We start from the raw sequence: 8062 nt of genomic DNA on the forward strand, positions 1-8062 counted from the left end.
GTCTTGCCGCGGCCGGGCCGTGCTTTGCGCCGGGGGCGGTCGCGCCGTTAACCCCCCATGCGGCTATTTTGGCACCGTGCGCGGCGCGCGACGGCGGTGCGCCGCCGATCCGCTCGCGCAGCCATGCATCACCGCGCCAGATGCGGCCGCTTGGCTGGCCGTCGCTGTCGAGCTCGACGCTGCCGGGATACGGCGGTGCGCCGAGTTTTGCGATCGCCGCGCTGTTCAGCAGCCAATAGGCCCCGGTGCGGTCCTGAATACGGAGCGGGTGACCGGGCATCCAGGCGTCGAGCATGGCGCGCTCGGGCAGGCCAGCGATCCGCTCGTCATAACCGATCGCGCGCACCCAACTGCCGGGCGCTCGGGCATCCGCGCGCAGTCGGGCAATGGCAGCATCTGCGTTAGCAGTGCCCGTCAGATCGACCGAATCCATCCGCGCCGCGGTGGCCATCAAATGAAGGTGATGGTCGTGCAGACCCGTCCCGGCGGTCTGCCCGCGCGCGTCATACTCCGGTCCGGAGCCGTGGATATCCAGCCCGATGGCGGCGATCCGTCCGTCGCTTACGCCGACCTCCAGCCTCGCGCCCTCCGCGTCGCGGGCGTTACGGATAATGAGGTCGAAGCGCTCACGCATCAGAGCACCGTCGCAAATTTTGCGGCGGTGGGCGCGAGCGGGACATCGAGCAACCCACATTGCTTCGAAGCGAGCGCTTCCAGCGCCAGCGTCGCCGCGGTCAATCCGGTCAGTGGGTCGGCCAAGGCGTCACCGATAAAGCTTGGCGTATTATTGCTCCACCCGACGAGCCCGCCTGCCGCCGCGCAATCGTCGCCGAAGCCAACGCGCATCGCTGCGTCGCCACCCCAGCCGTGCGCGGTGATCGCGATCCAGAGCAACCCAGGATTGATCGCGAACAACCGCTGCTCATCCAGCCCAAGCTTCGCCAGTGCGTGCGGACGCCCCGATGTTATCAACACGCGCGCGTCGCTGATCAAAGCAAGCAATTCGGCGGTATGGAGCGCCATGCTTAGCCGCCGTTTGCGGCCATTGAGTCGCGCGTCGAGCCGGGGCGTATGGACCGGGGTGGGGTCGGGCCGTGTGGGGCTTTCGACCTTTACGACCTCGAGTCCCGCTTCGCCGAGCAGCGCGCCGCAATAGGGTCCAGCCCAGAGCGCCGAAAGATCGAGTATGAAGCCATTGTCGCGCCCGCCGCCGGTCAGCTCCTGCGGAGCCAGCGGCGCCGCTTCGCCTACGCGCGCGACGGGCAGGTGCAACAGGATCGCGGCATCGACCATCTCGGCGGCCGTCCGATGCGCCGCGCTATGGGCGATCGCTTCCCACGGGTCGTCACCGAACGTCGTGCCGGTCCAGGCTGGAACAAGGTCGCGGTCGTCGTCGCGCGTGAGCGAAACGGCGATCCATCCATCATGACACGGCACAAGGCGGCAGTGGCGATTGGGCGAGCATAAGCCGGGCTCGTCAAGGGTGAGATCGTCGGTGCGCGATAAGGCGTCGCGCGCGTCGAATGCGATTGCCCTTCCCGACGCCGCAATCAGCCTTACGCCCGCATCCGCCACAATATCGAGGAGCGCTGTCATCGCTCGTCGTCGATCGCATGGACAAGTCCCCAATCGAGCGCCTGCGCTGCGCCGACCCGCCGCGCCGAAAGGAGCATCCACATGGTGCGGTGGCGTCCGATCGCTCTTGCCACAGTGGCGGTGCCGCCCGCGCCTGGGATCAGGCCCATGGCCAACTCCGGCAGCTGGAACCAGCTGTCTATCGCTGCGGTCCGCCTGTGCGCGGCGGCGGCTAACTCGATCCCGGAGCCGACGCATGCCCCGTGCAGGCGCACCTCTGCTCGTTCGCCGAGCGCATCGAGCGCGCGGGCGTTGCTGTGCAATGTTCGCACGAGATGCGCTTCGGCCAGATCATGCGCCGTCCCGAATTCGGTGAGATCGCCGCCGGTCGAGAAGCATTTGCCTGCACTTTGCAGGCGAACCGTCGGCCGGCTCGGGTCGTCGAGCGCATTCGCCAAAGCTTCGTACAGCGCGTCGCGCATCGCCGCGGTCATCGCGTTGCGATTCGCCGGATCGTTCAGCGTCAGCGTAATGCGGTCACCGTCGCGCTCGATGAGCAGTGGCGTTGCCGGACTGGGCGAGGGCAACCCACTATCGTTTTCCCTGCGCCACCGCGCGAATTCCGCACCGCCCAGCAACGCCGAATAGGCGAAGGATTCGATCGTCAGTGCATCGGCAAGGGGCAGCGCTGCGGTCAGCCGTAGCACGGCGGCCGCGATCGTCGATGCTTGCGGGTTTTTGCGGACGGCTTCCGCCAGCCGTTCAACCGCTACGCCGAAATGTTCTGCGTCGAGCGACACCCATGGGGACGGCGAACAGCTCGCCACCGTCAGCATCATGTCGAAATCGTCGGGCGCCGTGACGGGCAGCACACCCTCGCGGTCGACACCGATCACCACTGCCTGGATCGGCACATCCTGTCGTCGCCATATCGCGGCATCGACAACCAGCACCGGCTGCCCGCCGGGGGCCGAGAGTCGGTCGGCGTCGAGATGGTCGGGGCCGGTCATGAGCCTTGTTAATCGGCGCAGACGGCTTCCGCCAGTTCGGCCTTCAATATCCGGCGCAGCAGCTTACCCGTTTCGTTATAGGGAAGCTCGTCGCGAACGAACCATGCCTCGGGCGTCTTGGTCGATCGCAGTCTTTCGCGTATCGCCGTCGCCATCGCAGCGGTGTCGGGAGCGCCCGACCGCGATACGATCACCGCGACAACCTTTTCGCCCCAGCGTTCGCAAGGGATGCCGAGCACCGCGCAATCGGCGATGTCATCGAAACTGCGCAGCAGATCCTCGATCTCACCCGGTGAGATATTTTCGCCGCCTCGCACGATTACATCGTCCAAGCGTCCTTCGACGAAGAGATATCCGCCTTCGTCGATCCAGCCAGCATCGTTGGTTGCGAACCAACCGTCTTCGGCGATGGCTTTTTTGTGCAGATATTCGCCCGAGACCTGTTCGCCGCGGACGTGGATCTCGCCATGCTCGCCGGTGCCGCAGGGTGTGCCGTCGTCGCGGCGGATCTCAAGTTCGATGCTTGGCAGCGGTTGGCCGACCGATGCGATTCGTCGCCGGATTATTGGATCGTCGGAGGCGAAGGCGGCGCGATGATCGTCGGCGCCGAGCAGTGAAATCGTCGAACTGGTTTCGGTGAGGCCATAGGCGTTGACGAACGCGACATGAGGCAACATCGCCAACGCGCGCACGATGACAGTCTCGGGCATCTTGCCGCCGCCGTAGGAAAGGGCGCGGAGAGCGGGTAGCGTCTCGCCGGTAGCTGCCATTACGTCGAGAATGCGATCGAGCATTGTCGGCACCACCATCGCATGTGTGATGCCTTCGGCGGCGGCCGTGGCGACCCAGTCTTCGGCGGTGAAGGCGGGCAGGTAGACGATCCGCCGCCCGCCATAGGCTGCAGTCAAGATCGCCGAAATCCCGGCGATATGATAAGCGGGGACGCTGACCAGCGTCGCTTCGTCTTCGTCGGCGCCGAGGAATTCGACGCTCGCCATCACGTAGGAGGTGAGGTTGGCGTGGCGGAGCACCGCGGCCTTGGGATCACCCGTGGTGCCGCTCGTAAACAGCAGCACCGCGATATCGTTTTCGGCTTCGGGCGGTTCATGGGTGTCGGGGGTGGGCCCGGCCATGAACTCGGCTTCGAAATCGCTTCGCGCGATCAGCTCGACGCCCGCCGCCGCCGCGATTCGCGGCAGCATATCGTCGTCCACGATCAGGATTGACGGCGCGCTCCTCGCGACAAGCTTGTTAAGCTCGCCGTCGCTGAGACGATAATTGAGAGGCACGAACGGCGTGCCCGCCATCCCGCAAGCGAAGAACAGGACGGGAAGCGCGGTGCCGTTCATGCCGAGGAAGGCGGTGTTTGCCTTGCCCTGGCCGGCCAGCCACGCGGCGACGCAGCGCGCGCGGGCGCGATATGAGTTAAAATCGAACGCGTCGTCGCCGCAGCCCAGCGCCGCTCGGTCGGGGCAGGCATCGGCAGCAATATCGAGGAGCAACGAGGTCCGCATGATTGTCAGTCCGAGGCGGGCAGCGGCTTGGCGCCCTTGATTGTCATCGCGGCGCCGTTGAAGGCAAGCGACCCCTTACCAGGCTTGGCGCCGAGCACCTCCAGCCCGCTTTCCTCGTCGACGTAGCGTTTGCCGATCGCAACGCTGTCGGCAAAGGCCGCGTCAATCGAGCCGCTCGGCGCCACCGGATCGTCGATCGGCACCACCGCCGCACCGCCGCACTGCAGCTCGCCCGGTGTCTTGGGCGGGCGGACGACCACGAGTTGGGCATCGCATACCGCGCTCTTCCAGCGCGAACCCGGTTTCAGGTCCATTATCCTCATATCCTTTCCCACAGCACGCGAAGGTCTGGCCGTCGTGTCGGCTTACATTGGTCAATATGTCAATCGACATAGAAAGTAAACGTAGTTATATAACTCAAAAATACTGGAGAGGTTGGCGATGCATCCAAGATTGTTCGCGCGCGAGGCCGCCGATCGTCCGGCGCTGATTATGGCGGCCGATGGATCGGCGACCAGTTATGGCGAGCTCGAGTCAGCGGCGAACCGCGGGGCGCAGATGCTCCGCGCGCGCGGGTTAGCGACCGGCGATACGGTGGCGATCTGGCTGAAAAACTGTCTGGAGTTCTATCAGATCTACTGGGCGGCACAACGGGCAGGCCTCTATATCTGCCCAATTTCAACGCATCTTACAGCGGACGAGGGGGCCTTTATCCTGAACGACAGTGGCGCGAAGCTGCTCGTCACGCACGCCGACGTTCCGGCTGCAGGCGTGTTGATTGCAGGCCGGGCATCGCTGGCGCCCGGTGTTTCGCATATTTTCGACATCGGCTCGGCGCTGGACGGCGCGGAGCCCTGGCATCGGTCGCTTGGCGGCTATCCGTCGACGCCAATTGCCGACGAAAGCGCAGGTTTTCATATGGTCTATTCGTCGGGAACGACGGGGCGTCCGAAGGGAATCCGGCTCCCGCTGACTGGTGGTCCGGCAGATGAGCCGCATATGCTCGCTGACCGGATTTCCGGGCGATACGGCGTGGGCGAAGGGAGCATTCTGCTTTGTCCGGCGCCGCTCTATCACACCGCCCCGCTCGCCTATGGAATGGCGGCGCACCGGTTGGGCGCGACGCTCGTCATCATGGACAAGTTCGATGCCGAGGAAACACTGCGGCTGGTCGAGCACTATCGCGTTTCCTTCATGCAGATGGTGCCGACGATGTTCATTCGTTTGCTGGCGCTGCCGGCCGAGACGCGCAACCGCTACGACCTTAAGTCGCTGGAAAAGATAGTGCACGCGGCGGCGCCTTGCCCCATTGAGGTGAAGCGGCAAATGATCGAATGGCTCGGTCCGATCATCTACGAATATTATGGGGGATCGGAAGGGAATGGATCGACATTCATAACGCCGCAGGAATGGCTCGCGAAGCCGGGTTCGGTTGGTCGCGCCGATTGGGGAACGCTTCATATCTGCGGCGAAGATGGTGGCGAACTGCCCGCGGGGTGCGACGGCCTCATCTATTTCGAAGGCGGTTGGGATTTTCAGTATTTGAACGACGCCGAAAAAACGCTGGATGCGCGCCATCCCGACCATTCGGGCTGGAGTACTCTCGGCGATATCGGTCACATCGACGATGACGGCTATCTTTTCCTCACCGACCGCAAAAGCTTCATGATTATTTCGGGCGGCGTGAACATCTATCCGCAGGAGACAGAGAATCTCCTGATCCTGCATCCGGAAGTCGCTGATGCCGCGGTGATCGGCGTCCCCCATCCGGAAATGGGCGAGGAAGTTAAGGCGGTTGTCCAGCCGCATCGCTGGGAGGACGCAGGGCCCCAATTAGCCGCTCGTCTCATCGAGCATTGCCGCGCCAATCTCAGCCATTTGAAATGCCCGCGCTCGATCGATTTCGATCCGGCCCTTCCGCGGCACGAGACCGGAAAGCTCTACAAGCAGGAAATCCGAAAACGTTACTGGTCCTGACAAAGCAGGCTCCTACGAATTACGATCAATGCCGATTTGCGGATCGGTGCCGCCAATTCGCTCGAAGTAATGCGCTATTGCGCTCCCCATCGTTTCGACCCAATCCTTGTCAGGCAGGGCATTTTCAATTTCAATCAAGATGTGCATTCTTCCGACCCCACGGACCGCAATTCCGCGAGTTTCCGCCTCGGCCAGCGCGTACCGAAGGTCACGGCTTCTGCAGGAAAGGAGCAGGTTGACGCCCTCGCCGAAAGCTTCGGGCGCCGCAGCGCATAGGTCCGGCAGCTCTGCCAACCGATTGCGGAACGTGGAGATGTCGGTCACCTGATATTCCCTCGAGGTGGAAAGCGACGATTGCATCGTCTGATGAATTGGTCTGCTTCCGGGCCATTCCCAGCCAGCTTGTTGCCGCGTACATGCCCCGCCAGCGTCGCCGCATCGAGTTGACCAGCGTCTGTCCTGGCGTTCTCGTCCTCGCTTATGGCTGGGCGGCCTTCCAGTCGCGCTTGATTTTCTTGGCGAGGCTCCATTTGTGGACCTCGGTCGGGCCGTCGTAGATGCGGAACGCGCGGATTTCGCGGAAGGTCTGTTCGACGATGGTGTCGCGGGTGACGCCGGTGCCACCCATCACCTGGACGCAGCGATCGGCGATCCGCATCAACGCTTCGGACACGGCGACCTTCGTCATGGAGCTTTCGACGGTGCCAAGCGACCCGGTGTCGAGCACGCCTGCGCACCAGTCGATCATCAGTTCGGCCTGCTTCAGGTCGATCATGTTTTCGGCGAGCATGAAGCCGACGCCCTCATGATCGACGAGTGGCTTGCCGAACGCGTGGCGACGATTGGCATAGTCGGTGGCGATCTCGTTGGCGCGGATGCAGCAACCGAGCCATCGCATGCAATGAGTCAAGCGCGCGGGGGCAAGACGGACCTGCGCATATTTGAAGCCCTCACCGGGATTGCCGAGCATCTGTTCGGCGGAAACGCGCAGATTGTCGATAGTGATTTCGGCATGACCGCCAGTCATTGAGCTGTCGATAGTGTCCAGGACGCGGTCGATGCGGATGGCGGGGTGGGGCAGGTCGACGAGGAACATGCAGGCGCCTTCGTCGGACTTCGCCATGACGATGCCTACCTTGGCGCCTTCGGCGCCGGTGATGAACGCCTTGCGGCCGTTGATGACCCAATGGTTGTCATCCTGTCTGCAAGTCGTCTGCATCATCGAGGGGTCGGATCCGGCGCCTCCTTCGCTGGCCGGTTCGGTCATGAAGAAGGCCGAGCGGGCGGTGCCGTCGATCATAGGTGCAAGGAAATGCGCCTTTTGTTCAGCAGATCCCATCTTGCCGAGCAGGAACATGTTGCCCTCGTCTGGCGCGGCGGTGTTTACGGCGAGCGGACCGAGCGGGGACAGGCCTGAACGCGTTAGGACAAAGGCTGTTTCCGCATGGCTCAGATGGCTGCCGTCGGGCAAGATATGCGGTGTCAGCACGCCTGCAGCGTGTGCTTTGTCGCGCATTTCGACGACCAGGTCGTCGGATGGACCATGGCTGCCGCACCGCGGATCGGGTTCATAGGGAACGATGACGTCGCGGACAAAAGCTTCGACGCGGTCGCCGATTTCGCGGGCGCGGGCGGTAACGGTCATTCTGGTATCTCCGATTGTCTGCTTCCGTCAATTGACACGGTCGCAATGGGACGGTGTCCGGCGTGCGTACCGCCTATTCGATTCGATTATGCGCGTCGATCCTTGAGAACGAGCGTTAAGGGGATAGTTCGCCAGACCGACCTTTGCGATCGCGTGGCTTTTTCTCGTCATGGCAGCAGCAGCCACCTTTAATTGTCATTTAGTACTACAGTTGCATTTATCATCAAAATCTGATTCTCTCGCGATAGATTGGCGGGGGATCGGATCATGGCGGTTGCGGAGTGGGCGGGAACGCTTGTCGATTGGCGGGCGGCGCTTGATGAGTTGAAGGAGTATCTGGC

At 63.1% G+C, this 8062-nt stretch carries 8 protein-coding genes; 1 reads left to right on the top strand and 7 read right to left on the bottom strand.

The window, feature by feature from the left end; genetic code table 11:
• The 5 genes from K0M74_RS02690 to K0M74_RS02710 all read right to left on the bottom strand — a co-directional run.
• The coding region (locus tag K0M74_RS02690) for an amidohydrolase family protein (protein ID WP_293967625.1) at positions 1-634 on the bottom strand (634 nt) is incomplete at its 3' end.
• Entirely contained in the window at positions 634-1596 is a 963-nt protein-coding gene (locus tag K0M74_RS02695) for a CoA transferase (protein ID WP_293967627.1), read from the bottom strand. The genes K0M74_RS02690 and K0M74_RS02695, both read right to left, overlap by 1 nt.
• Complete coding sequence (locus K0M74_RS02700) at positions 1593-2585, bottom strand: enoyl-CoA hydratase/isomerase family protein (protein ID WP_293967629.1); 993 nt, start codon at positions 2583-2585, stop codon at positions 1593-1595. Before K0M74_RS02700 ends, K0M74_RS02695 begins: the two co-directional genes overlap by 4 nt.
• An 8-nt stretch (positions 2586-2593) precedes the next feature.
• A complete protein-coding gene (locus K0M74_RS02705) occupies positions 2594-4099 on the bottom strand; it encodes an AMP-binding protein (protein ID WP_293967631.1) in 1506 nt (501 codons plus the stop codon).
• Between the two features lie 5 nt (positions 4100-4104).
• Positions 4105-4413, bottom strand: a complete 309-nt coding sequence (locus tag K0M74_RS02710) for a hypothetical protein (protein WP_293967633.1) — start codon at positions 4411-4413, stop codon at positions 4105-4107.
• Between the two features lie 127 nt (positions 4414-4540).
• On the opposite strand from K0M74_RS02710, the gene K0M74_RS02715 reads away from it, so the two are divergent.
• On the top strand, positions 4541-6076 hold the full coding sequence (locus tag K0M74_RS02715) for an acyl-CoA synthetase (protein WP_293967635.1): 1536 nt from the start codon (positions 4541-4543) through the stop codon (positions 6074-6076).
• Between the two features lie 12 nt (positions 6077-6088).
• On the opposite strand, the gene K0M74_RS02720 is transcribed toward K0M74_RS02715, so the two are convergent.
• Together K0M74_RS02720 and K0M74_RS02725 are read right to left on the bottom strand one after the other, a co-directional pair.
• A complete protein-coding gene (locus K0M74_RS02720) occupies positions 6089-6400 on the bottom strand; it encodes a hypothetical protein (protein WP_293967637.1) in 312 nt (103 codons plus the stop codon).
• 154 nt (positions 6401-6554) lie between these two features.
• Positions 6555-7721, bottom strand: coding sequence for an acyl-CoA dehydrogenase family protein (locus K0M74_RS02725; protein ID WP_293967640.1), 1167 nt, complete (start codon positions 7719-7721; stop codon positions 6555-6557).
• Positions 7722-8062 lie beyond the last annotated feature (341 nt).

Source organism: Sphingopyxis sp. (assembly GCF_019459305.1).
Classification (GTDB): domain Bacteria; phylum Pseudomonadota; class Alphaproteobacteria; order Sphingomonadales; family Sphingomonadaceae; genus Sphingopyxis.

Bases quoted from the DNA above. Each gene is read 5' to 3' on its own strand.
- K0M74_RS02695 (WP_293967627.1), bottom strand. From the start codon at position 1,596: ATGACAGCGCTCCTCGATATTGTGGCGGATGCGGGCGTAAGGCTGATT.
- K0M74_RS02700 (WP_293967629.1), bottom strand. From the start codon at position 2,585: ATGACCGGCCCCGACCATCTCGACGCCGACCGACTCTCGGCCCCCGGC.
- K0M74_RS02705 (WP_293967631.1), bottom strand. From the start codon at position 4,099: ATGCGGACCTCGTTGCTCCTCGATATTGCTGCCGATGCCTGCCCCGAC.
- K0M74_RS02710 (WP_293967633.1), bottom strand. From the start codon at position 4,413: ATGGACCTGAAACCGGGTTCGCGCTGGAAGAGCGCGGTATGCGATGCC.
- K0M74_RS02715 (WP_293967635.1), top strand. From the start codon at position 4,541: ATGCATCCAAGATTGTTCGCGCGCGAGGCCGCCGATCGTCCGGCGCTG.
- K0M74_RS02725 (WP_293967640.1), bottom strand. From the start codon at position 7,721: ATGACCGTTACCGCCCGCGCCCGCGAAATCGGCGACCGCGTCGAAGCT.